The sequence below is a fragment of the Pseudomonas sp. F007 genome, assembly GCF_057814275.1.
The window spans coordinates 712105-734933 of sequence record NZ_JBVATA010000002.1 but is presented as its reverse complement, the minus strand read 5'-3'; the positions used below and the strand labels follow the sequence as shown (position 1 = coordinate 734933).

Here is a 22829-nt window from a genome sequence, read left to right as displayed (position 1 = left end):
GCATGAGCGATTCGCGCTTCAAGATCGTCTTCGATGGCACCCTGCAGAATGGGGTCGATATCACCACCGCAAAACTCAATCTGGCTCAGTTGTTCAAAAGCGATATCACGGCAATTGAACGGCTCTTCAGCGGTAAATCCGTCGCACTGAAACGCGACCTTTCCCAGGCGCAGGCGCAAACCTATCTCGCCGCCCTGTCGAAAACCGGCATTGAAGCGCGGATCGAGGCCGAGACCCCGATCGAGCTCGACTTGAACGAAGTCGTCACCGCTACCGCCCCGCCGGAAACATCGCCAAGCGCCGACACCCCCTCTCCCTACGCGCCTCCCCGGTCTGCCGTGGGTGAGGTGAATAGCGAATACTCTGAACTGAAGGTATTCAGCGTCCAGGGACGAATCGGACGCCTGCGCTATCTCGCCTGGTCACTCGCCGCACTATTGGTCGTCGGTGGCGTCGCCGGCATCCTCGGATTGACCTTAGTGGCCGGCGATCAAATGGTGCTGGGCGCAATTGTTTGTGTCGTCGGGGTGCTGGCTTACTTCTATTTGAATATCACCATCAGCGTGCAGCGTTTGCATGATCTAGGCTGGTCCGGCTGGCTGTGGTTCCTGAATCTGGTGCCGGTGATCGGCAGCCTGTTTCCAATAGCCTTGGCCGTGATTCCGGGGAATGCCGCCAGCAATCGCTATGGCGCCCCTGCCCCCGCCAACAGCACAGCGGTCAAAGTCCTTTGTGCGCTGTGGCTGGTCGTGATCGCACTGATGTTTGTCGGTGGCTTGGCCGGAGGTCTCTCCACGCTCACCGAAGAATATGACAGTGCCGTAGGCAGCAGTTACGAAACCAGTGGAGCCACTGACCGTGTTGAAGCAGATGACGCGGCGCAACCGGTTCAGCCCCCTGTAGACTATGGAAAAGAATAAACGCGCTCGATTCCTGTGACCTCTCTGTCCACAGGCCTCGAGCCGTTGCGATGGAGAACCGCATGACCCGTTACGCTCTGATCACCGGTGCTTCCAGCGGCATTGGCCTGGCCATGGCCGAAGCACTGGCGCGTCGAGGCCGCAGCCTGATCCTGGTGGCTCGTCAACGTGATCAGCTTGAGAGCATCGCCATCGAACTGACCCAACGCTTTGGCGTTGAGGTGCTGTTTCGCGCCTGCGACCTGGGCGAGCCGTTGCGCCTGTCCGGTTTTCTCCTGGAGTTGGAAGAAGGTGAGCGGCAGATCGATCTGCTGGTCAACTGCGCAGGCATCGGGACCTGCGGCCCCTTTCTGGCGCAAGACTGGATGACCGAGCAGGATCTGATAGAGGTCAATATCCTCGCCCTCACCCGCCTCTGCCACGCCGTTGGCAACAGCATGGCGCTCCAGGGCGGCGGCCAGATTCTCAACGTGGCCTCGGTAGCCGCATTCAACCCCGGCCCCTGGATGAGCACTTACTTCGCCAGCAAGGCCTACGTATTGCACTTCTCGGAAGGCCTGCGGGTTGAGCTGAAAAAATGTGCGGTGAAGGTATCGGTGCTGTGCCCGGGGCCGACTCGGACAGCATTCTTTCGTACCGCTCAGCTCGATGACAGCAAACTGAACGCCAACCGACGATTGATGAGCCCCGAGGAAGTGGCGCTCTATACCGTACGAGCCCTGGATAAAAACCGCGCCATCATCATTCCCGGACGGCGCAATCGCTGGCTCGCGTTCCTCCCACGCCTGGGTTCGCGCTGGCTGACCCGCACGATCGCCGGCATGCGCAACAAGGCTTGTTGCCCACGTTGAACGCGGCCAATGCAAAAGGTTGGCCGCATGGGTATCCCGTTCAGTACACTCAGTGCGGCCCATCAACATGGAGAAAACGCTGTGGATACTCTGTTCACCAAGATCATCAACAGAGAAATACCCGCCAAGATCATTTACGAGGATGACCAGGTCCTGGCCTTCCACGATATCGCGCCCCAGGCACCGGTGCATTTTCTGGTTATCCCGAAGAAGCCGGTTCGCACCCTCAACGACCTGACCGAAGACGATAAGGCACTGGCCGGGCATATCCTGTTCACCGCCCAGCGCCTGGCGTTGGAGTTGGGTTGCGAAGAAGGCTTTCGCGTGGTGATGAACTGCAACGAACTGGGTGGGCAGACCGTCTACCACATTCACATGCACGTGTTGGGTCAACGCCAGATGAACTGGCCGCCGGGCTGAATCGTTCCGACGCGCGGATGGCGAAGGGCCTGCTCCTTCGCTATCCACCCACGCCGCAGATCGAGTGCAATGACCCAGCGCAAACCTTGCGCGACAGATTGCGGTAAACTGCCCACCGAGATTCCCCCGGAGGTCAGCATGACAACCCAACGTCACTATTCGCCCATTGATCGCCTGTTACTGCAGGCCGACACCGCAATGCGCACGTTGCTGCCCTTCAGCGGCCAACCGCATCGCCCTTCGCCGGCCATCCTGCAGCCAGATGCCCAGATGAGCGACGAGGACACCCGCCACGTCGCCGGTCTTATGCGTATCAACCACACCGGTGAAGTCTGCGCCCAAGCGCTGTATCAGGGCCAGGCACTGACCGCCAAGCTGCCGCAAGTGCGCGCGGCCATGGAACACGCGGCTGAAGAAGAGATCGATCATCTGGTCTGGTGCGAACAGCGCATCAAGCAACTGGGCAGCCACACCAGCATTCTCAATCCGCTGTTCTATGGCATGTCGTTCGGTATCGGGGCAGTCGCCGGACTGATCAGCGACAAAGTCAGCCTGGGCTTCGTTGCCGCAACCGAAGATCAGGTGTGCAAGCACTTGAACGAACACCTGGTGCAACTGCCCGTCGAGGACGAAAAGTCCCGGGCGATTCTCGAGCAAATGCGCATCGACGAAGAACAGCACGCCGAAAGTGCGCTGGACGCCGGTGGCTTCCGCTTTCCGACGCCGGTCAAATTTGGCATGAGCTTGTTGGCCAAGGTCATGACCAAGAGCACCTACCGGATTTGATAGGCACACAAAAAAGGGCGCTGAATCAGCGCCCTTTCTTTTGCTCGATCGAATCAGCCCAACTCGATGATTTCATAGTCATGAGTGATGGCGACACCGGCTGCACCCAGCATGATCGACGCTGAGCAGTATTTCTCGGCTGACAGTTCAATGGCACGCTTGACCTGGGCTTCCTTGAGGGAACGGCCCTTGACCACGAAGTGCATATGGATCTTGGTGAACACTTTCGGGTCTTCAGTCGCACGTTCGGCTTCGAGGAAGGCTTCGCAGCTTTCGACGGCCTGACGGGATTTCTTCAAGATGCTGACCACGTCGAAATTGCTGCAACCGCCCACGCCGAGCAGGAGCATTTCCATCGGCCGGACACCCAGGTTGCGACCACCGGCCTCGGGCGGACCGTCCATGACCACGACGTGACCACTGCCGGATTCACCGAGGAACATGGCTTCGCCAGCCCATTGGATGCGTGCCTTCATCGCCGAGTCTCCACTGTAAAAAAAGGGTCGCCAGCTTAGCACAGGCCCCTCGATTGACAGCGTGCCGCATCAACTCGGGCCAGTCGCCCAGGTGATTGGTAAAATCTGCCATGACAACAGAATGTGTCTGTTAAGCTGGCGCCAATTCAATGACGCCACGCCCGCGTCGACAAAAAATACACACCTCACCGTGCAGTCTTTTCGGGATACAACCATGGTTGCTATTGCCCCAACCCAGAAAATAAAGAATCTCGACAAGTTGTTGATGCACTGCCAGCGCCGCCGCTATCAGGCCAAGAGCAATATCATTTGCGCCGGTGATCGTTCCGACACGCTGTTTTTCATTATCAAGGGTTCGGTCACCATCCTGATCGAGGATGACGACGGGCGAGAGATGATCATTGCCTATCTCAATGCCGGGGATTTTTTTGGTGAGCTGGGCTTGTTCGAACAAGCCGGTCAGGAGCAAGAGCGCAGCGCCTGGGTTCGGGCCAAGGTCGAATGCGAAGTGGCCGAAATCAGCTACGGCAAATTCCGCGAACTGTCCCAACAGGATCCGGACATTCTCTACGTGCTCAGCGGTCAGATTGCCCAGCGCCTGCGCAACACCACTCGCAAGGTCGGCGACCTGGCGTTCTTCGACGTGACTGGCCGAGTGGCCCGCTGCCTGCTGGAACTGTGCAAGCAACCTGACGCCATGACCCATCCCGATGGCATGCAAATAAAAGTCACCCGTCAGGAAATCGGGCGCATCGTCGGCTGCTCACGGGAAATGGTCGGTCGCGTGCTCAAGGACCTGGAAGAACGCAACCTGGTAAACGTCAAGGGCAAGACCATGGTGGTGTTCGGCACCCGCTAACCCGCCATCACCTCGGCCAGCATCTGCCGGTACAACGCGTCCAGGCGCTCGATTGCCTGTGGCGCAGCGAATCGTTCATGCAGGGCGATGTGGCTCTGCGCACGTACGCGCTGATCAAGGCCGCATACTTCGTTGAAGCGATTCACCGCCTGCACCATCGATTCGCGTTCGTCATCCAGCAGCAACGCACCGTGCACCAGGCCGACCGGACGCTGACCGCCCTTGCTCTGGCGCCAGCGCTGCGCGGTGCCAACCATCTTGCGGCCGTCCAGATTGACGTTGAAGCGCCCATCACAAAAAGCGCCCTCGACTTCACCTAGCGATGCATTACCGCCTAACTCCGTCAGCAGGGTGCAGATCGGATCGCACAGTCGTCGATAGGCGGTTTCGATACGCCCATGATCACCCTCACTGCGCGGCGGTGCGTAAACCAACGCGATATTGATGGTTGCTGCCGACTGCGGCACAGGCTCACCGCCGGTTTCGCGCAACAATACTGGCCAGCCATTTTCCGCCGAGGCCTGACAGGCGGCCTCGAACCCCGGCAGGCGGCTCAAGCGTCGCGGCATGACCAGGGCGCGATCACTCGGTTGCCAGAACAACAGGCCGAATTCCTGGTCCCCGGCACAGACCGTAGCCAACAAATCCTGCTCAGCTTGCAGACCGGCTTCAACGGTCAAGGCGATGGGTTGAGTCATGGCAGTGCAGATCCTTGGCTGTGGATACAAAAAAGCCGGCATCGCCGGCTTCTTCACTGAATGTACATCAGTCGAGCGTCGAACCACTGACCGGTACGCCGCGTTCCGGGAAGAACAGGCGCTGCAACTCTGCTCCTGGGTGCTCGGCACGCATGAACGCCTCGCCGACCAGGAACGAGTAGACCTCGCTGATTTCCATCAGCTCGACATCGGCACGGTTGAGAATGCCACTTTCAGTAATCACCAGGCGATCGCGAGGAATGCGCGGCAACAGGTCGAGTGTGGTTTCCAGGCTGACGTCGAAGGTATGCAGATTGCGGTTGTTGACCCCGACCAGAGGTGTGTCGAGGGTTTTCAGTGCGCGCTCAAGCTCATCACCGTCGTGAACTTCGACCAACACATCCAGGCCAACGCCTTTGGCAACCGCCGCGAGCTCAGCCATCTTCACGTCATCCAGTGCGGAGACGATCAGCAATACGCAATCAGCGCCCAGTGCACGAGCTTCAACGATCTGGTACGGATCGATCATGAAGTCCTTGCGAATCACCGGCAACGCACACGCCGCACGAGCTTGTTGCAGATAAATGTCAGCGCCCTGGAAGTAGTCGACATCGGTCAGCACCGAGAGGCAGGTCGCGCCGCCCTTCTCATAGCTGCGGGCAATGTCGGCAGGCACGAAGTGCTCGCGGATCACACCCTTGCTCGGTGAGGCTTTCTTGATTTCAGCGATGACTGCAGGCTGCTTGCGCTTGGCCTGCTCTATCAACGCCTGGGCAAATCCACGGGGCGCATCCGCCACCTTGGCCAGGGCCTCCAGCTCGGCCAGGGTCACGCGAGCGCTACGCTCGGCGACTTCCTCAACTTTGCGGGCGAGAATCTTTTCCAGCACCGTCGGTACACTCATGCCTCATTCTCCACTTTGAATACCGCGGTAAACGCGCCCAATTCTTCAAGTTTTTCGCGTGCCAGACCGGTATGCAACGCATCATGCGCCAGGGCTACGCCCTCTTTGAGGCTGCTTGCATGGTCTGCTGCGTAGAGCGCGGCACCCGCATTCAGCACGATCATTTCTGCAGCTTTCTGGCCGTTTTCGGTCTTGCGTCGCCCCAATGCATCGCGAATCAGTTCAAGCGAGGCTGCCGGGCTTTCCACCGCCAGACCGTGCAAGCTCTGGCTCTTCATGCCCAGGTCTTCCGGCTCGACCCAATACTCGGTGATCTGATCATCCTTCAGCTCCGCAACAAAGGTCGGCGCAGCCAGGCTGAATTCATCCAGGCCGTCCTTGGAGTGCACTACCAATACATGCTTGCTGCCCAAACGCTGCAGGACTTCGGCCAACGGCCGGCACAAGGCCTGACTGAACACTCCGACGACCTGATGTTTCACTCCGGCCGGATTCGTAAGCGGGCCGAGCATATTGAACAAGGTACGCAAGCCCAGGTCACGGCGTGGACCGGCCGCGTATTTCATCGCGCTGTGGTGGGATTGGGCAAACATAAAACCAATACCAACGTTGTCGATGCAGCGTGCGACCTGTACCGGCGTCAGGTTCAGGTAGATCCCGGCCGCTTCCAGCAAGTCGGCGCTGCCGCTCTTGCCCGACACCGCGCGGTTACCGTGCTTGGCCACCGTGCAACCGGCTGCCGCGACCACAAATGACGAGGCGGTCGAGACGTTGAAGATGTTCGCACCATCGCCGCCGGTGCCGACCACATCGACCACGCCGTTGAGGGTGTTCAACTCGACCTTTTCCGCCAACTCGCGCATGACCGATACGGCACCGACAATTTCATCGATGCTCTCGCTCTTCATGCGCATGGCCATCATGAACGCGCCAATCTGCGCGTCCGTGCATTTGCCAGTCATGATTTCGCGCATCACATCGCGCATTTCCTCAGTGCTCAGGTCCAGATGGCCGACGATACGGCTCAGGGCAGTCTTGATATCCATGGAAAGTCCTTAGCGCGTGCCGCCGGTTTGTTTGAGGAAATTGGCGAACAGTTCGTGGCCCTGCTCGGTGAGGATCGACTCGGGATGGAACTGCACCCCTTCGATGTTCAGCGTTTTGTGGCGCAGGCCCATGATTTCGTCGACCGAGCCGTCTTCATGCTGGGTCCAGGCGGTCAGCTCCAGGCAATCGGGCAGGGTTTCGCGCTTGACGATCAGCGAGTGATAGCGGGTGACGGTCAAGGGATTGTTCAGCCCCTGGAACACGCCCTTGTCCTCATGAAATACCGGACTAGTCTTACCGTGCATCACTTGCCGGGCTCGCACCACATCGCCGCCGAACGCTTGACCAATCGACTGGTGCCCGAGGCAGACGCCGAGGATCGGCAGCTTGCCGGCGAAGTATTTAATGGCTTCGATCGACACACCGGCTTCGGTCGGCGTACACGGACCAGGGGACACCACAATGCGCTCAGGCTTGAGGGCTTCGATCTGAGCGATGGTCAGTTCATCGTTGCGCACCACCTTGACCTCGGAACCTAGCTCGCCGAGGTACTGCACAACGTTGTAAGTAAAGGAGTCGTAGTTATCAATCATCAGCAACATGGGGGCAAACCTCTTGAATTCACTGACTTTCAAAACAGCCTTCGAATGATTGGCCCGCAGTGTTGCAGCGCTCGGTCAGTGGCTGGATCAGCCAACAACAACGGCGGGGCATACGGGCAAAGAAGGCAAACAGGTACAGGTCCGGCCGGGCCGGCAGAGAATATTCAGGCGCGCCAACGCCAACGGGCGTGTGCCTTGACGACTTGATCCAAGAGTTTGCTGACGATCAACACGGGGAAGGTCTCATTCATACGTTCAGGCACAGTAACTTAGCTGAGCAGAGGGTGCAATATGGCGTAGCAATAGCGGGAGATGCGGCCTTTAGCCATAGCAGAGGCGCAAAAGTTTTTGGTACTGTCGTTTTGTTCACTACAACAATAAATAAACGGACTTGATCATGATCAGAAAGACGCTGTTTGTACCGCTGACAGCCAGCCTTCTCGCGTTGGCCTGCGCCCAGGCGATCGCTGCACCCACGCCTTATTCGAACTTTGTGGTGTTTGGCGACAGCCTCAACGACGCCGGCCAGTTTGCCGACCCGGGCGGTCCGGCAGGCGCCACCCAACGCTACACCAACCGGGTCGGCCCCACCTACCGCGACGGGACCGGGGAAGTCCGCTCCGCCAACTCCACACAATTGCTGGGGGGCAAGCTGGGGTTTTCCGAAGATCAGACGGCTGCCTCTACCTCCGCCGTGCGTGCCAATGAAGGCCTGGTGGACGGCAACAACTGGGCGGTCGGCGGCTATCGCACCGACCAGATCCTCGAATCGATCACCACCACCTCGGCCACCGGCGAACGTACGCGCGCCGGCTATCTGCCAAGCAACGGCCTGCGGGCCGACCCGAACGCGCTGTATTACCTCTCCGGTGGCGGCAACGACTTTCTCCAGGGACGCATCCTCAACCTCGCCCAGGCTGACGCCGCTGCCGGCCGACTGGTCGATAGCGTGCAGACCCTGCAACAGGCCGGCGCCAAATACATCATGGTCTGGCTCTTGCCCGATATCGGCCTGACGCCAGCGATCAACGGCAGCCCGCTGCAAGGCTTCGTCTCCCAACTCAGTGCCCAGTTCAACAGCGAACTGGTGCGGCAACTGCAAACTGTAAACGCTGAAGTCATCCCGCTGAACATTCCGGTACTGCTCAAGGAGGCCTTTGCCAACCCGGCGCAGTTCGGCCTGGCCACCGACCAGAACCTCACCGCCACCTGTTTCAGTGGCAGCGGCTGCACGGAAAACGCCCGCTACGGCATCAACAGCGCCACGCCCGATCCGACCAAGCTGATCTACAACGACTCCGTGCATCCCACCGAAGCCGGCCAACGCCTGATTGCCGATTACGCCTACTCCTTGCTGTCGGCGCCGTGGGAAGCGTCGCTCCTGCCAGAAATGGCCCACGGCACGTTGCGCGCGCACCAGGATGAACTGCGCAATCAGTGGCAGGCTGACTGGGAGAACTGGCAGGGCGTCGGCCAGTGGCGGGCGATTGTCGCGGGTGGCGGACAGCACCTGGATTTTGACGGCCAGAACAGCGCCGTCAGTGGCGATGGCAGTGGCTACAACCTGAACATCGGCACCAGCTATCGCGTCAATGACGCCTGGCGCGTGGGTGTCGCGGCGGGCTTGTATCACCAGACGCTGGAAGCCGGCAGCAACGATTCGGACTACAAGCTCAACACCTACATGGGCACCGCCTTCGCCCAGTACCAGCAAAATCGCTGGTGGGCCGATGGCGCACTGACGGCTGGGCACCTGGATTACGACAGCCTCAAGCGCAAGTTCGACCTGGGCGTCAATGAGCGCGGCGAGAAAGGCGATACCAGCGGCACCGTGTTGGCGGCCAGCGGCCGGATCGGTTATGACATCGCGCAACAGGCCAGCAGCCCGTGGCACCTGTCGCCGTTCGTCAGCGCCGACTTTGCCAAGGTCAAGGTCGATGGCTACTCGGAGGATGGCAATGACGCGACTGCGCTGACCTATGACGACCAGACCCGCAACTCACGCCGCCTGGGCATCGGTTTGCAGGGCAAGTACCAGATCACCTCGCAGACCCAGGTGTATGGCGAATACGCCCACGAACGCGAGTACGAGGACGACACTCAAGACGTGACGATGAACCTCAACACCCTGCCCGACAACCGCTACACCCTCGATGGCTACACCCCGCAGTCCCATATCAACCGCCTGAACCTGGGCGTCAGCCACAAGTTGACCGCCGACCTGGCATTGCGTGCCGGGTACAACATCCGCAAGGACGATGACTTCACTCAACAAGGGGTGAACGTCGGCGTGGTGCTGGACTTCTAAAACCTGTGTGCAATAAAAAAACGCTGCCTCCTCACGGGGGCAGCGTTTTTTATGGCGCTCAGTAACGACTACAGATTCAGTCCTGCGGCGTTTGCTCGGCCAGGGCGACCGCACGGAACATCGCGCGTCGCTTGTTCAGGGTTTCTTCCCACTCCAGCACCGGCACCGAGTCGGCCACAATGCCGCCACCGGCCTGCACATGCAGTTCCCCGTCCTTGATCACCGCAGTGCGGATTGCAATTGCCGTATCCATGTTGCCGTTCCAGGCGAAATAACCCACTGCCCCGCCATAGACACCGCGCTTGACCGGCTCCAGTTCGTCGATGATTTCCATCGCGCGGATCTTCGGTGCGCCGGACAAGGTGCCCGCCGGCAGAATTGCCCGCAGCGCGTCCATCGCCGTCAACCCGGCTTTCAGCTGACCGGTGACGTTGGAAACAATGTGCATGACGTTGGAGTAGCGCTCGATGACCATTTTTTCGGTGAGTTTCACCGAACCGATTTCCGAGACCCGCCCCGTGTCGTTACGCCCCAGGTCGATCAGCATCAAATGCTCGGCGATTTCCTTGTCGTCCGACAGCAGGTCTTCTTCCAGCGCCCGATCCGCCTCTTCGTTGGCGCCCCGCGGGCGCGTCCCGGCAATCGGGCGCACGGTGATCAGGTTGTCTTCGACCCGCACCAGCACTTCCGGCGAACTGCCCACCACGTGGAAGTCACCAAAGTTGAAAAAGTACATGTACGGCGTCGGATTGAAGCAGCGCAACGCGCGGTACAGATCTATCGGCGCGGCCTTGAAGTCGATGGACATGCGTTGCGACGGCACCACCTGCATGCAGTCGCCCGCCAGGATGTATTCCTTGATGGTGTCGACGGCGCGCTCGTAGTCGGCCTGGGTGAAGCTGGAGCGGAACACCGGATCGGCGGCCTGCTGCTTGCTGAAATCCAGGCCTCGGCGTGGCGTGATCGGCTGGCGCAGTTGTTCGAGCAGTTGCTCAAGGCGCGCCTGGCCTTGTTCAAAGGCGTTGTCCTGGGCCGGATCGGCCAACACGATGGCGTGCATCTTGCCGGCCAGGTTGTCGAACACCACCACGGCGTCGGAGACCATCAACAGAATGTCCGGCACACCCAGCGGATCAGGGTTCGGGCATTTGCCCAAACGCTTCTCCACGTAACGCACGCAGTCGTAGCCGAAGTAGCCCACCAGGCCGCCGTTGAAACGCGGCAGACCGGCGATGGTCGGTACGTTGTAGCGGGCCTTGAACGCTTCGACAAAGCTCAGCGGGTCTTCGACATCATGACTTTCGACCTCGACACCATCCACCGTCACGCTGACGTGGTGGTCATGCACCCGCAGCACGGTGCGGCATGGCAGGCCGATGATCGAATAACGCCCCCACTTCTCGCCGCCCTGCACCGACTCCAGGAGATAGGAGTTGGGCTGGTCGGCCAGTTTCAGGTAGATCGACAGCGGCGTGTCGAAGTCGGCAAGGGTTTCGCAGGCCAGCGGGATACGGTTGTAGCCGGCAGCGGCCAAACGCAGGAATTCTTCGCGGATCATGGGATGCCTCGTGGCAAGAGGAGCTATCGGTCAGGTATGCAAACGCGCCGGATAACCGGCCAGGATCAAGTCAGGCGCGCCAACGCCAGCGGGCCAGGGCCTTGATGACTTTCATCCAGAGTTTGCGAGTGACCACCACGATGGCGTTTCCAGAAGGGGGTTGGACAGCGTCGGGCAACGTTATCCCAGCGGCGGAGTCCAGGCAACCGGGAATTAGCTTGCGCAGATCGTCGATGACCAGTGCCGGCGACTCCTCGGCAATCGGCCGCCCGTGGTTGTAGCCGTAGCTCAGGGCCACGCACTTGACCCCGGCCGCCTTTGCCGCCAGCACATCGCTGCGCGAGTCGCCGACAAACAACGACTGCGAAGCCGGTACGTTGGCCATTTTCATCACAAAGAACAACGCTGCCGGGTCCGGCTTCTTCTGCGGCAGGGTGTCGCCGCCAATGATCCACTTGAAGTAGCGGCCGATTTTCATCTGGTCCAGCAGCGGCGCGACGAAACGCTCCGGCTTGTTGGTGATCAGCGCCATCTCGACGCCCTGCTTGTGCAACCACTTGAGAGTGTCGCGCACGCCCGGGTAGACCACGGTCAATTCATGACCGTCGGCGTAGGCCTCCATGAAGATTTCCAGCGCGTGTTCGGCCTCGGCATCATCGACGCCGCTGTGGTCGATGGCGCCCGCCAACGCACGCCGGACCAGCACCGGTGCACCGTTGCCCACCCACTCACGCACGGCATCCAGGCCGGCAGGTTGCCGGCCCAGCTTGAGCAGCATGTTATCCACAGCCACTGCCAGATCCGGGACCGAGTCGATCAGCGTGCCATCCAGATCGAACATCACCAGACGCGGCAGTTGCCCCGGGAACAGCTGCTCAAAGCCACTCATGGGCGAGCCAGGGCCAGTTCGGCACGCATTTTTTCAATCACTTCCTGATAGTTCGGCGCGTTGAAGATCGCCGAGCCGGCAACAAAGGTGTCGGCGCCGGCAGCGGCGATTTCACGAATGTTGTTGACGTTGACCCCACCGTCGATTTCCAGGCGAATGTCGCGCCCCGAGGCGTCGATCAGTGCACGCGCTTCACGCAGTTTGTCGAGGGTCGCGGGAATGAACTTCTGACCGCCGAAACCCGGGTTCACGCTCATCAGCAAGATCATGTCGACCTTGTCCATCACATACTTGAGCACGTCCAGCGGCGTCGCCGGGTTGAACACCAGGCCAGCCTTGCAGCCGCCTTCGCGGATCATCTGCAGGGAGCGATCGACGTGAATGGTCGCGTCCGGGTGGAAGGTGATGTAGGTCGCGCCCGCTTCAATGAAGTCGCCGACGATGCGATCGACCGGGGACACCATCAGGTGCGCGTCGATGGGCGCGGTCACGCCATACTTGCGCAATGCCGAGCACACCATCGGGCCGATCGTCAGGTTGGGCACGTAGTGATTGTCCATCACATCGAAGTGCACGATGTCGGCACCCGCGGCCAGGACGTTGTCCACTTCTTCCCCCAAACGGGCGAAGTCGGCGGAGAGAATCGACGGAGCAATAGCGAAGGGCTGCATGACGCACCTTTTTTGAGCAGGATCACGATGGCGCGCATTGTATACCGCCAGCTTTGACCCGCGCACCGTGACAACGATGATCAGTGCGTCACGCGATAGATTTTCTCGAAATCAACGGTGCTCGATTGATGCAGCTTATCGCCCCCTCCCCCTGTAGGAGCGAGCTTGCTCGCGATCGCGTACTGACAGTCACTGTAGGTGTTGACTGAAAGGATGCCTTCGCGAGCAAGCTCGCTCCTACAGGTAATTTCAGGCCCCTTAAACCTGTGCCGTACGCAGCTTCTCGCTACGGCCACGCAACCATTCCAGGGTCAGCAGCAGGATCACCGAAAAAGCAATCAGCAGGGTCGCTGCAGCGGCGATGGTCGGGCTGAGGTTTTCGCGGATGCCGCTGAACATCTGCCGTGGCAGTGTCGCCTGCTCGGGGCCGGCGAGGAACAGCGTCACTACCACTTCGTCGAACGAAGTGGCGAAGGCGAACAGCGCGCCAGAAATCACCCCTGGGGCGATCAACGGCAGCGTCACTCGGCGGAAGGCGGTCAACGGCGAGGCACCCAGGCTGGCCGCTGCACGCACCAGGTTGTGGTTGAAACCCTGCAAAGTGGCCGACACGGTGATGATCACGAACGGCACACCCAGCACCGCGTGCACTACGATCAGTGAGAAGAAGCTGTTGCCCAGGCCCAGCGGCGCAAAGAACAGGTAGCTGGCCACACCGATAATCACCACCGGCACCACCATTGGCGAAATCACCAGTGCCATCACCAACGGCTTGCCGGGGAAGTCGCCGCGGGTCAGGCCAATCGCCGCCAGCGTGCCAAAGACCATGGCCAGCACGGTGGCGGCTGGTGCCACGATGATGCTGTTTTTCAGCGCGCGCATCCATTCCGCCGAGGCGAAGAAGTCCTGGTACCAGTGCAGCGAGAAACCCTGCAGCGGATAGACCAGGAAGCTCCCCGAGTTGAACGACAACGGCACGATCACCAGCACCGGCAGGATCAGGAACAACAGGATCAGCCCGCAGAGAATGCGCAAGCTGTAGAACCACACCCGCTCGACGGGCGACATATACGGACTCAGCATTTCGATTCTCCCCTTAGCTCAAGCGCAGGCGACTCGCGCCCACCAGCCAACTGTAAATCAGATAAAGCACGACGGTTGCCAGCAACAGCAGTCCGCCCAGCGCCGTGGCCATGCCCCAGTTGATACTGGTGTTGGTGTAGAAGGCGACGAAGTAGCTGACCATCTGATCGTTCGGGCTGCCGAGCAGCGCCGGAGTGATGTAGTAACCAATCGCCAGGATGAACACCAACAGGCAGCCAGCGCCGACACCGGCATAGGTTTGCGGGAAATACACCCGCCAGAAGCTGGCGAACGGGTGGCAACCGAGGGAAATCGCCGCGCGCATGTAAGTCGGCGAGATGCCTTTCATCACGCTGTAGATCGGCAGGATCATGAACGGCAGCAGGATGTGCACCATCGAGATGTAGACCCCGGTGCGGTTGAACACCAACTCCAGCGGCTTATCGATGATGCCCATGGCCATCATTGCGCTGTTGATCAAGCCACCCGATTGCAGCAACACAATCCAGGCCGCCACTCGCACCAGGATCGAGGTCCAGAACGGCAGCAGCACCAGGATCATCAACAGGTTGCTCTGGCGTGCCGGCAGATTGGCCAGCAGATAGGCCAATGGATAGGCCAACAGCAGGCAAATACCAGTGATCACCAGGCCCATCCAGAAGGTGCGGGCGAAGATATCCAGGTAAATCGCCTGGTCAGGGGTCGCCGGGGCGACTTCACCGAGGTCGTCGATACGATGGTCAACGGCCGCCAGCAGGTAATAAGGCGTGATGCTGCTGGTGTTTCGACGCACCGCTTGCCAGTACGCAGGATCACCCCACCGCTCATCCAGGGCTTCCATCGCGTCTTTATAAGAAGTCGGCTCGGTCTTGAATGGCAAGGCGCGGGCGGTTTTGGTCAGCAGGCTGCGATAGCCGGCCAATTCCATGTTCAGGCGCTTGGACAGATCGCCCAGGGTTTGATTCTTGCGGGCTTCAGCCAGGTCTTCGCTGGCAGCCTTGTACACCGGATCAGCCGGCAAGCCACGGCCGTCCCAGGCAGCGATGGCGGCGACCGTACGTGGCATGCCGCCAACCACTTCCGGGTTTCCAACGCTTTTGTAGAGCAGCGCCACGATGGGCACCAGAAACACCAGCAACAGAAACAGCACCAACGGCGCAATCAGCGCCTGGGCCTTCCAGCGGTTGACCCGCTCGGCTCGCGCCAGGCGCTGCTTCAGGGTGCGATTGGTGCCCTCGTTCAAGGGAACGGCGATGGCCATGGCGAACTCCGAAAATCTTTGATCGTTGCAGGGGCGCCTGAGCACCCCGAACTTTTTTATGTGGGAACGGACCGGCTCGCGAGGGTGCCTGACTAGTCAGCATTGATGCTGACTGACACACCGCTATCGCGAGCAGGCTCGCTCCTACAGCGTAAGCCCGCGGTGCGGTCTTACTTGGCAGCCCAGGAGTTGAAGCGCTGCTCCAGTTGCTCGCCGTTGTCAGCCCAGAAGCTGACGTCGATCTGCACCTGGTTGGCGATGTTTTCCGGGGTGGTCGGCATATCTTTCAGAATTTCCGGCGCCAGCAGCGGAACGGCTTGGGTGTTGGCCGGGCCGTAGGCGATGTTTTCCGAGTAGGTTTTCTGTTGCTGCGGTTGCACCGAGTAGGCGATGAATTTCTTCGCCGCTTCGGCGCGCTTGGCGTCCAGGCCTTTCGGGATGGCCCATGCATCGAAGTCGTAGATGCCGCCGTTCCATACCACTTTCAGGTTGCTTTCTTTCTGCACTGCAGCAATGCGACCGTTGTAGGCCGAGCTCATGACCACGTCACCGGAGGCAAGGTACTGCGGCGGCTGGGCGCCGGCTTCCCACCACTGGATGTTTGGCTTGAGTTCATCGAGCTTCTTGAAGGCGCGGTCCTGACCGTCCTTGCCCGCCAGCACCTTATAAACGTCTTTCGGCGCGACGCCGTCGGCCATCAAGGCGAACTCCAGGGTGTACTTGGCGCCTTTGCGCAGGCCACGCTTGCCCGGGAAGTTCTTGGTGTCCCAGAAATCGGCCCAACTGGTCGGTGCGGTTTTCAGCTTGTCAGCGTTGTAGGCAAGTACGGTCGACCATACGAAGAAGCCCACGCCGCAAGGCTGGATGGCGCCCTTGACGTAGTCTTCGGACTTGCCGAACAGCGCCGGGTCCAGTTGCTCGAACATGTCTTCGTCGCAACCACGGGACAGCTCCGGCGACTCAACCTCCACCAGGTCCCAGGACACGCTTTTGGTGTCGACCATGGCCTTGATCTTGGCCATTTCACCGTTGTACTCGCCGGCGACGATCTTGCCGTTACCCGCTGCTTCCCACGGTGCATAGAAGGCCTTGACCTGGGCCGCCTTGTTCGCGCCGCCAAACGACACCACGGTCAGGTCCGGGCCGGCCATTGCGTGCGCTGCGCCCATCATGCCCAGTGCCAAAGCGGTGAATTTCAGGGATTTCAACATTTATTGTTCTCTCCACGTGCGGGGTTGGTGAAGCAAGGGGGCGATCAGTTCGCCTCTAGAAGTGGGTCGAGCGCGCGAACGTGTTCGACCTGCCAGCCAAGCGGAACCACGTCTCCGACGGCCAGTGCCGGATCAAGCTCGGCAATCGGCTGTTTCACGAAGAAGTCGGTCTTGCCGCAGACTTCCAGGCGCACGCGAACGTGGTCGCCCAAATAGATGAATTCCGCCACCCGCCCGGAGAAACGGTTGGCACAGGACTCACTGGAACCATTGAGGCTCACGCGCTCCGGACGAATCGACAAGGTCACCGGCTCACCGGCCTTGCCGACATTCACGGCCAGCGCTTCAACCTTCTCCCCACGCCCCAGTTCAACCACGCAGCGGTCACCGGTCTGGCTGTGCAGCCGGCCATTGAGGCGGTTGTTTTCGCCAATGAAGTTGGCGACGAAGGTATTTTTCGGTTCTTCGTACAACGTGCGCGGCGGGGCGATCTGCTGGATCTCGCCCTGATGGAACACCGCCACGCGATCGGACATGGTCAGGGCCTCGCCCTGGTCGTGAGTCACGTACACCACGGTCACGCCGAGGCGCTCGTGCAGGTGCTTGATCTCCATCTGCATGTGCTCACGCAGTTGTTTATCGAGGGCACCCAGGGGTTCGTCCATCAGCACCAGTTGCGGCTCGAACACCAGGGCCCGGGCCAGCGCCACACGCTGTTGTTGACCGCCAGACAATTGCGCCGGATAGCGCTGGGCGAAGCTGTCCAGCTGGACCATGCTCAGCACGCGCTTGACCCGATCGCTGACGTCGCTTTTGTTCAGGCCGCGCACGGTCAACGGGAACGCCAGGTTCTCCGCCACCGTCATGTGCGGGAACAAGGCATAGTTCTGGAACACCATGCCGATGTCACGCTTGTGCGGCGGCACGTTGTTGATCGAGCGACCGGCCAGGAGGATCTCGCCGGCGGTCGGTGTTTCGAAACCGGCGAGCATCATCAGACTGGTGGTCTTGCCGGAGCCGGACGGCCCGAGCAAGGTGAGGAATTCGCCTTTGCGAATGTCCAGGTTGAGGTCTTTGACGATCAGGTTCTCGCCGTCGTAGCTCTTCTGCACGCCACGAAAGCTGACCAGCACATCATTGGTCCCCGCACTTGAATCGACCGCGCTCATACCCACACCTTTATTGTTGATGACTGCCGTGGATTAAGCCTAGTGGCTACGCACAGTCACGCAAATCGGGGCGCAGGAGAGATTCGCCTCAGCCGGATGGAAGGTCGGGGGTAGGGATTGCCCTACAAGGATGGCGCGTTTTGGCATGCCTTACGGCAGAAGGCCAGACACCTGCCGGAAGATCCGGCGACAGCGTCGGGCTGCCCTGTCGTAAATGGATATGTCGCTGCATCAGAGCAGTTTGTGCTCCATCGCGTACTTCACCAGTTCCGCCAGCGAGGTGATGTTGAGCTTCTGCATCAGCCGCGCCTTGTGGGTGCTGATGGTCTTGCTGCTCAAGGCCAGTTGCTGGGCGATATCGTTGACGTTGGCGCCCTGGGCCAGGCGCTCGAACACCGAGAACTCGCGCTCCGACAGCAGCGAATGCAAGGGCCGGGAATCGGTCAGTCCGACTTCGAAGACCATCCGGTCGGCCAGGTCCGGATCGATGTAGCGCCCACCGCCCGCCACCCGGCGAATCGCCGTCAGCAGCAACGAGGGGTCACTGTCCTTGGTGGCATAGCCCGCAGCGCCGACCTTCAACGCCCGCGCCGCCATCTGCGCTTCGTCGTGCATCGACAACACCAGGATTGCCGGCGGGTTATTCAGGGCGCGAATCCGCGGAATCGCCTCCAGGCCATTCACTCCCGGCATCGAGATGTCCAGCAACACCACTTCGCAAGCCACATGGCGCAGGGTCTCCAGCAGTTGCTCGCCATTGCTCGCCTCCCCTACCACCAGCAAGTCCTTGGCCATGCCGATCAACTGCTTGATGCCTTCGCGGACAATGGTGTGGTCTTCAGCTACCAGTACACGGATCACAGACTTCTCCCCAGAACCTCAGTTGCAGACTTCGCGCAACGGCACCCGCACTTTGAGCGAGGTGCCCTCTCCCGGCACGCTGTCGAGCACCAGCGTGCCGCCCATGATCAACACTCGCTCACGCATGCCCACCACCCCGAAGGACGTCGGCCTACCCGTCGCTGCGACAAAACCGACACCATCATCGCTGACCGTCAGGCACAACGCATCGCCCTCAAGCGCCAGCGTCAACTCGACAGTATGCGCCTGGGCGTGACGCATGACATTGGTCAGGGCCTCCTGAAGAATCCGGAACAGGCCGATGGCCTTGGCGTCGCTCAGCACCGGCAGGTTGTCCGGTACCTGGACCAGGCACGGGATCTGCGTTCGCGCCTCGAAACGCCGGGCCTGCCACTCGATGGCCGAGGCGATACCGGCGTCGAGGATCGGCGGACGCAACGCGGTGGCCACATCGCGCACCAACTGGAACAGCTGGGCGATCAGGCGTTTCATGCTGTTGAGCCGCTCGCTCAAACCCGGATCGAGTTCGGCGTACGCCAGTTCGCACATCGAGGTTTCCAGCTTGAGCACCGTCAACATCTGGCCCAACTCGTCGTGAACTTCCCGGGCAATACGCGCCTTTTCTTCCTCACGCACGCTCTCCAGGTGCGCCGACAATTCGCGTAATTGCTCGCGGGAGCTGGCCAGTTCCAGTTCGATCCGCTTGCTCTCGCTGATGTCCCAGACAATTCCGTCCCAGACGTAGGCGCCATCGTCGAGCTGACGGGTAATCGCCTTGATTTCCGCCCAACGTTGCTGCCCTTGGCGGGTGACGATGCGGCCTTGCCAGGACCAGTCGCTGTCGGTGTCCAGCGCGTGATCCTGAGTCTGGTGATAGCTGGCCCTGTCGTCCGCATGCACCAGGCTGCGCAAACCCATGTCGCGATGGCTGAGGGTGGCCGGCGAGTAACCCACCAGGCTCTCGCTGCCTTCACTGATGTAGGCAAAGTCGATCTGCCCTGTCACTGGCGCGCGCTCAAGGCGGAAGACCAAACCTGGTACGTTGGCGGCAATCCCCTGCAAACGCGCCTCGCTTTCACGCAAGGCGGCCAGGGCGCGACGGCGCTCGGTGACGTCATTGAGGTAGACCACCAGATATTCACTGTCGCGAAAGCGCAGAAAGCTCAGGCTCACGTCGGCCGGCAGGATGCTGCCATCGGCGCGCACGCAGTTGGTTTCGAAGCTTTGTGGGCCATCTTCGCTGGCCCGCGCACGCTTCCACAGGTTCAACCAGCGGTCCATGTTCAGGTTGGGCTCGAAGTCGATCAAGGGCCGATCAATCACCCCGCCCGACACGTAACCGAGCATGTCTTCGGCCGCCCGGTTGGCGTAGCGCACATGGCTGTCCCAATTGACCCAGAGTATCCCCACCGTGCTTTGATCGATGGAGAACTGCGTCAGCCGCAAGGCTTCCTCGCTGGCGGCCCGCAGGGCAATGTCTTCGCGGGCAGCGAGCAGTCGCTGCTCCAGCACCTGTTGCTGCCGGCGCTGCCAGATGACGATGGCCATGGCGCTGAGCATGATCACCGCCAGCAGCAGGCTGAGGTTTTTCCAGAACACCGCCGATTCGGACAGCCGCGGGTACTTGGGTTGTAGCCAGCGTGCGTGCAACTGCTCCAGGTCCTTGGCCGGGATGGTGTGCAGGGCGCTCTCGACGATACTGGCCAGCTGAGGCCAGTCACGACGAGTAGCGACCCGCAGCAACTGCGGCAGACCGATATCGCCGACTACTGCCAGGCCGGCGAACTCCGGTTCGGCGGACAAGCGGCTGAGTTGCGCTTCGTCGATCACCGCGTATTGCGCCTGCTGGCTCAGCAGCAATTGCAGAGCCTGGCGCTCCAGTGGCACACCTTGCAGATTGAGGTTGGCGTAATTACTGCGCAGGTAATCGGCGATGGCACTGGGCATGCGCACCGCGACGCGCGCTTGATTGTCGAGCTTCTCCAGGTCGACCGCGCCCGCGCCTTTCTGCTGGCTAACCACCAGTTGTGGCACGCGCATATAAGGATCGGTGAATTGCCACAAGCGCAGGCCGGCGGGTGTCTGGGTCAAGCCAGGAGCCAGATCGACCTCGCCTTCGCGCACAGCCTGTTCCAACTGCGCAACATCTGGAAAGTTGCGCCAGCTCAACTCGATCTTCAGTGCACTGGCCAGCCACTGCATCAATTCGACATTGGCCCCGGACAAGCGTTGCAAGCGCCGGTCGTACTGGGCGTAGGGCGCCTGCAGTACCACCCCGACCCGCAACTCAGGGTGCTGCGCCAGCCACTCGCGCTGTTCGCTGGTCAGTGGCGCCACACGGGCAGGCGGCGCGGAAACCGCCCACGCCATCAAGGGAAGACACAAACAGCCGATAACCAACAGGCAGCGAAGACGCTTCATCCGAACTCTCACACACTGACAAAAACTGACCAACCCATTAGGCTGCCGGGATTACTTCTGGCCTGGAATATCCGATGCCCCCTGTCTACCGCACGGCACTGCCTGCATTGTGCCTGTCGCTGCTGTTGCCTTGCGCCCTTTCTGTGCAGGCCGCCGACCCGGCACCGCCCCCTGCCGAGGTCCAACCCGAGCAGCGCCAGCCCCTGTCCGAGCGCAGCCAGGCAGAAGCTGCGGCCTTGCAGCGCACGGTTCCAGGCGATCAGCAGCAACAGCTCCAGGCCGGCAGCGATACCTTCCTCGCCCTATGGAAGCCGGCCAACACCAGTGAATCCCAGGGCGTGGTGATTATCCTCCCCGGCAGCGGCGAAACCGCTGACTGGCCGCAAGCAATCGCGCCTTTACGCCAGAAACTGCCCGATGCCGACTGGGGCAGCCTGAGTCTTACCCTGCCAGACCTGCAAAGCAATGCCCCGCTACCGCGAATAGTCGAAAGCCCCCCGGCGCCCGTGGACACCGCAAAACCTGACAAGGACGCCAGCACCGCAGCGCCGATCGAGCAAGTGGTCGGCGGTGAAGAAGAAGCGGCCGATCGCCCGGCAGCGCCGAGCGGTGAGGAGTTGACCGAAGCCGACGCCCAACGCATCTACGCGCGCATTGACGCCGCCCTGGCGTTTGCCGAACAACAGAATGCTCGCAGCATTGTCCTGCTCGGGCATGGCACCGGCGCCTACTGGGCTGCCCGGTATCTGAGTGAAAAACAACCGGCGCAGGTCGCAAAGTTGGTGATGGTCGCGGCGCAGACGCCGACTGCACCGCGTAGCGGGCTGGCCGAGCTGACGGCGGGATTGAAGCTGGCCACGCTGGACCTGTATTACAACGACAAGCCATTGCTGCAGCGCGCCGCCCAGGAACGCCTGCAGGCCAGCAAGCGGGTCAAGGACGCGAACTTTCGCCAGGTGTCGCTCAATGCCCTGCCCGGCAACAGCGCTGCCGAACAGGAACAGTTGGTACGGCGGGTACGCGGCTGGCTCAGCCCGCAAAAGCCCGAGTCATGACCCGCGCAGGCCTAGCGAAAATCCCGACGTTGGCGAATCAGCGTGTAGGCGTTGTGCAACTCGCGGGTTTTTTCCGTGGCCTCGCGTACCTGCGACGGCGAAGCGCCACTGCCGGCGATCTTGTCCGGATGATGGCGACTCAATAGACGGCGGTAAGCGCGTTTGATCTGGACAGGCTCACTGGCCAGCGAGACGCCCAGCAAGCGCATGGCCTCCTGGTAGGCTTCGGCGCTGTTGGGCAACGGCCGCTTGTGCGGCTCGTAATCGCTGGCCAATGCCTGCACCTGCTCGGGTGTCCAACCCAACCACTTACCCCATTGGGCCAGTAACTCACGCTCGGCACGGCCGCCACGCCCATCGGCCCAGACCATCCGCCAACAGGCCCGCAATACCCCTTCAGCCGCATGGGGTTGCACACGCAACCGACGCAAATAGCCCCGTAAGCGATCGTGCCCGCTCTTGCCGCGATTGAACGCAGCAATGGCGCGTTTCTGCGCAAACTCGTTCATTTCCAGCGCGCGCATTTCCTGGCGTGCCTGATAGATGTGGCCGTCCACCACCCGACCATCACTCTTGGCCAGACGCCCGAGCAGCACAAACAACAGTTCGTCGTTGCGCAGCATCGGGCGCCCACCCAGGCGCTCACGCAGGTCGCCCAGGCTGTGCAGCTGCAAGCGCCGATCCAGCGCCTGCCCCAGGAGTGCGCCGAGCATGGCCCCCGGGATGCTGGCGATGGCAAAACCGGCTCCGGCTCCAATCAGAGTCCCTGGCCACAACAT

General features: G+C 60.9%; 22 protein-coding genes. 7 read left to right on the top strand and 15 right to left on the bottom strand.

Going from position 1 to position 22829, the window contains the following annotated elements; translation table 11 throughout:
* Window positions 1–2: 2 nt before the first annotated feature.
* From ACZYR5_RS07525 to coq7, 4 genes are all read left to right on the top strand, one after another.
* Complete coding sequence (locus ACZYR5_RS07525; RefSeq protein ID WP_489088494.1) at window positions 3–920, top strand: DUF805 domain-containing protein; 918 nt, start codon at window positions 3–5, stop codon at window positions 918–920.
* Window positions 921–982: 62 nt separating this feature from the next.
* Window positions 983–1771, top strand: coding sequence for an SDR family NAD(P)-dependent oxidoreductase (locus ACZYR5_RS07520; protein WP_489088495.1), 789 nt, complete (start codon window positions 983–985; stop codon window positions 1769–1771).
* 81 nt (window positions 1772–1852) lie between these two features.
* Window positions 1853–2191, top strand: coding sequence for a histidine triad nucleotide-binding protein (locus tag ACZYR5_RS07515; RefSeq protein ID WP_017128660.1), 339 nt, complete (start codon window positions 1853–1855; stop codon window positions 2189–2191).
* Between the two features lie 138 nt (window positions 2192–2329).
* Entirely contained in the window at window positions 2330–2977 is a 648-nt protein-coding gene (coq7, locus tag ACZYR5_RS07510; protein ID WP_489088496.1) for a 2-polyprenyl-3-methyl-6-methoxy-1,4-benzoquinone monooxygenase, read from the top strand.
* Between the two features lie 53 nt (window positions 2978–3030).
* On the opposite strand, the gene ACZYR5_RS07505 is transcribed toward coq7, so the two are convergent.
* Window positions 3031–3453, bottom strand: a complete 423-nt coding sequence (locus ACZYR5_RS07505; RefSeq protein WP_177043266.1) for an OsmC family protein — start codon at window positions 3451–3453, stop codon at window positions 3031–3033.
* Between the two features lie 214 nt (window positions 3454–3667).
* Between ACZYR5_RS07505 and crp the strand changes: the two genes are divergently transcribed.
* On the top strand, window positions 3668–4312 hold the full coding sequence (gene crp, locus ACZYR5_RS07500) for a cAMP-activated global transcriptional regulator CRP (RefSeq protein ID WP_489088497.1): 645 nt from the start codon (window positions 3668–3670) through the stop codon (window positions 4310–4312).
* Here crp and ACZYR5_RS07495 read toward each other — a convergent pair.
* The 4 genes from ACZYR5_RS07495 to ACZYR5_RS07480 all read right to left on the bottom strand — a co-directional run bounded on the left by ACZYR5_RS07495 (window position 4309) and on the right by ACZYR5_RS07480 (window position 7563).
* Window positions 4309–5010 carry a lipoate--protein ligase family protein gene (locus tag ACZYR5_RS07495; protein ID WP_489088498.1) on the bottom strand — a complete coding sequence of 234 codons (702 nt, stop codon included), beginning with the start codon at window positions 5008–5010 and terminating at the stop codon, window positions 4309–4311. The genes crp and ACZYR5_RS07495 overlap by 4 nt on opposite strands.
* A gap of 67 nt (window positions 5011–5077) precedes the next feature.
* Window positions 5078–5914, bottom strand: coding sequence for an indole-3-glycerol phosphate synthase TrpC (gene trpC, locus ACZYR5_RS07490; RefSeq protein WP_489088499.1), 837 nt, complete (start codon window positions 5912–5914; stop codon window positions 5078–5080).
* Entirely contained in the window at window positions 5911–6960 is a 1050-nt protein-coding gene (trpD, locus tag ACZYR5_RS07485) for an anthranilate phosphoribosyltransferase (protein WP_489088500.1), read from the bottom strand. Before trpD ends, trpC begins: the two co-directional genes overlap by 4 nt.
* 9 nt (window positions 6961–6969) lie before the next feature.
* Window positions 6970–7563: an aminodeoxychorismate/anthranilate synthase component II gene (locus tag ACZYR5_RS07480; protein ID WP_489088501.1), complete on the bottom strand. Its 594-nt coding sequence runs from the start codon at window positions 7561–7563 to the stop codon at window positions 6970–6972.
* A gap of 397 nt (window positions 7564–7960) precedes the next feature.
* On the opposite strand from ACZYR5_RS07480, the gene estP reads away from it, so the two are divergent.
* The gene (gene estP, locus ACZYR5_RS07475; protein WP_489088502.1) at window positions 7961–9871 is read left to right on the top strand and encodes an esterase EstP; all 1911 of its coding nucleotides are present in this window, start codon (window positions 7961–7963) and stop codon (window positions 9869–9871) included.
* Window positions 9872–9947: 76 nt separating this feature from the next.
* On the opposite strand, the gene trpE is transcribed toward estP, so the two are convergent.
* From trpE to ACZYR5_RS07430, 9 genes are all read right to left on the bottom strand, one after another.
* Window positions 9948–11429 (bottom strand): anthranilate synthase component I, encoded by a 1482-nt coding sequence (gene trpE, locus ACZYR5_RS07470; RefSeq protein ID WP_489088503.1) that lies wholly within the window; start codon window positions 11427–11429, stop codon window positions 9948–9950.
* A 70-nt stretch (window positions 11430–11499) separates the two neighbouring features.
* Window positions 11500–12318 (bottom strand): phosphoglycolate phosphatase, encoded by an 819-nt coding sequence (locus ACZYR5_RS07465; RefSeq protein ID WP_489088504.1) that lies wholly within the window; start codon window positions 12316–12318, stop codon window positions 11500–11502.
* Window positions 12315–12989, bottom strand: a complete 675-nt coding sequence (gene rpe / locus ACZYR5_RS07460) for a ribulose-phosphate 3-epimerase (protein WP_027617185.1) — start codon at window positions 12987–12989, stop codon at window positions 12315–12317. The genes ACZYR5_RS07465 and rpe overlap by 4 nt, the downstream gene beginning before the upstream one ends.
* 258 nt (window positions 12990–13247) lie before the next feature.
* A complete protein-coding gene (locus ACZYR5_RS07455) occupies window positions 13248–14072 on the bottom strand; it encodes an ABC transporter permease (RefSeq protein ID WP_027617184.1) in 825 nt (274 codons plus the stop codon).
* 13 nt (window positions 14073–14085) lie between these two features.
* Complete coding sequence (locus ACZYR5_RS07450) at window positions 14086–15333, bottom strand: ABC transporter permease (protein WP_489088505.1); 1248 nt, start codon at window positions 15331–15333, stop codon at window positions 14086–14088.
* 170 nt (window positions 15334–15503) lie between these two features.
* Window positions 15504–16544, bottom strand: a complete 1041-nt coding sequence (locus tag ACZYR5_RS07445; RefSeq protein ID WP_489088506.1) for an ABC transporter substrate-binding protein — start codon at window positions 16542–16544, stop codon at window positions 15504–15506.
* 44 nt (window positions 16545–16588) lie between these two features.
* Window positions 16589–17713, bottom strand: coding sequence for an ABC transporter ATP-binding protein (locus ACZYR5_RS07440; RefSeq protein WP_489088507.1), 1125 nt, complete (start codon window positions 17711–17713; stop codon window positions 16589–16591).
* 231 nt (window positions 17714–17944) lie between these two features.
* Window positions 17945–18574, bottom strand: a complete 630-nt coding sequence (locus ACZYR5_RS07435; RefSeq protein WP_489088508.1) for a response regulator — start codon at window positions 18572–18574, stop codon at window positions 17945–17947.
* Window positions 18575–18592: 18 nt separating this feature from the next.
* Window positions 18593–20995 carry a PAS domain-containing sensor histidine kinase gene (locus tag ACZYR5_RS07430; protein ID WP_489088509.1) on the bottom strand — a complete coding sequence of 801 codons (2403 nt, stop codon included), beginning with the start codon at window positions 20993–20995 and terminating at the stop codon, window positions 18593–18595.
* A 74-nt stretch (window positions 20996–21069) separates the two neighbouring features.
* On the opposite strand from ACZYR5_RS07430, the gene ACZYR5_RS07425 reads away from it, so the two are divergent.
* The gene (locus ACZYR5_RS07425; protein ID WP_489088510.1) at window positions 21070–22050 is read left to right on the top strand and encodes an alpha/beta hydrolase family protein; all 981 of its coding nucleotides are present in this window, start codon (window positions 21070–21072) and stop codon (window positions 22048–22050) included.
* 11 nt (window positions 22051–22061) lie between these two features.
* Here ACZYR5_RS07425 and ACZYR5_RS07420 read toward each other — a convergent pair whose 3' ends face one another.
* Window positions 22062–22829: a TerB family tellurite resistance protein gene (locus tag ACZYR5_RS07420; RefSeq protein ID WP_489088511.1), complete on the bottom strand. Its 768-nt coding sequence runs from the start codon at window positions 22827–22829 to the stop codon at window positions 22062–22064.